The sequence below is a fragment of the Aeromonas sp. HMWF015 genome, from assembly GCF_963878965.1.
Lineage (GTDB): Bacteria > Pseudomonadota > Gammaproteobacteria > Enterobacterales > Aeromonadaceae > Aeromonas > Aeromonas veronii.
This window is the reverse complement of sequence record NZ_CAWNZT010000080.1, coordinates 1-1,110: the sequence shown is the minus strand read 5'-3', so window position 1 is coordinate 1,110 and position 1,110 is coordinate 1. Positions and strand designations below refer to the sequence as shown.

General features: G+C 48.9%; 1 protein-coding gene and 1 pseudogene. Both read left to right on the top strand.

Annotated features, from left to right (window positions below; all coding sequences use genetic code 11):
- Window positions 1-250: pseudogene (locus AACS18_RS03575) on the top strand (quinone-dependent dihydroorotate dehydrogenase); the annotation flags it as partial.
- Between the two features lie 90 nt (window positions 251-340).
- Entirely contained in the window at window positions 341-877 is a 537-nt protein-coding gene (locus AACS18_RS03570) for a cell division protein ZapC (RefSeq protein WP_108613710.1), read from the top strand.
- Window positions 878-1,110 lie beyond the last annotated feature (233 nt).

Sequence of the window (1,110 nt, the reverse complement as noted above, 5' to 3'; positions counted from 1 at the left end):
TTATGACATGCCCCACGCCGGTGAAGCGGGTGGCCTGAGTGGTCGTCCGCTGCAGCACAAGAGTACCGAGGTGATCCGTCATCTGGCCAAGGCGCTCAATGGTGCTCTGCCAATTATCGGGGTGGGTGGTATTGATAGTGCCATGGCCGCCCGTGAAAAATTGGCCGCCGGTGCCAGTCTGGTACAAATTTATAGCGGCTTTATTTATAAAGGGCCGGGGTTGGTCAAAGAGATTGTGACCAATATTTAAGAAATAGATGGCGGAGCCCTTTATTTGACGTTGCTGATTTCCTGCATATGGAATAAAGTCAACTGGTAATTATCAAGTAAGGGCTCCAACATGTTTATCCAACCGACCGATAGCTGGCAATGGCACTATGATGCCCAGAGTGACCGTCTGATGTTGGACCTGTCTGATAACATGTTATTTGCGACCGAGTATAAAGGGCGACAACTGGTGCCCAGCTCGTTTGCGACCCAACCTTTTTGTGTCGATGATGCCGCCCTCTATTATCAGTTGATGGATAAAGCAGCCGAACTTGAGTGGAGTATTCCCCATCAGGTTCAGTTGGTGCTTAATGCCATCGCGGTCAGTCGTTTTTATAAACCCCTGATGCCGCAAAGCTGGTTTTTTAGTGAACAGCATCCGCAAGTGATCCCGCAAAACGGTGATCTGGTCCTGATGAATACACCCCATGGCAACGGCGAATTTATGGTCATTGAGGTGGGGGAGCAGGCCAGCGTTTGTTTGAACCTCAGTGCCGATCTGGTATTGACCACCAGCAAAACCCTGCCGCGTTTCGGGGTGATCAAGGTGATGAATAACCGGATGAAACCGCGTATTACCGTGACCGAGCAATATCGTCAGGTCAGTTGAACCCACATTCTGTTAATCCTCTTGCTGTTATCTTGGACGATGCTGACCTCCTTGTTTGAAGGCTATGTGGTTTACCGATTTGTTTGCCATTGGGTTATTTTGTTTGCTGTCCTCCGCACGTTCTGTTGACTCACCTTCTGTCAGTCAGTCTGTCATTTCTCTATGCTGTCCCAACATATAAGCTTATCTTCCTCTTCCAAAACGCAGCAAAAAAAGTGGCGGGGTATGAATCC

What these genes read in the sequence shown, in the direction of transcription:
- AACS18_RS03570 (WP_108613710.1), top strand. Translation starts at nt 341, where the DNA reads ATGTTTATCCAACCGACCGATAGCTGGCAATGGCACTATGATGCCCAG.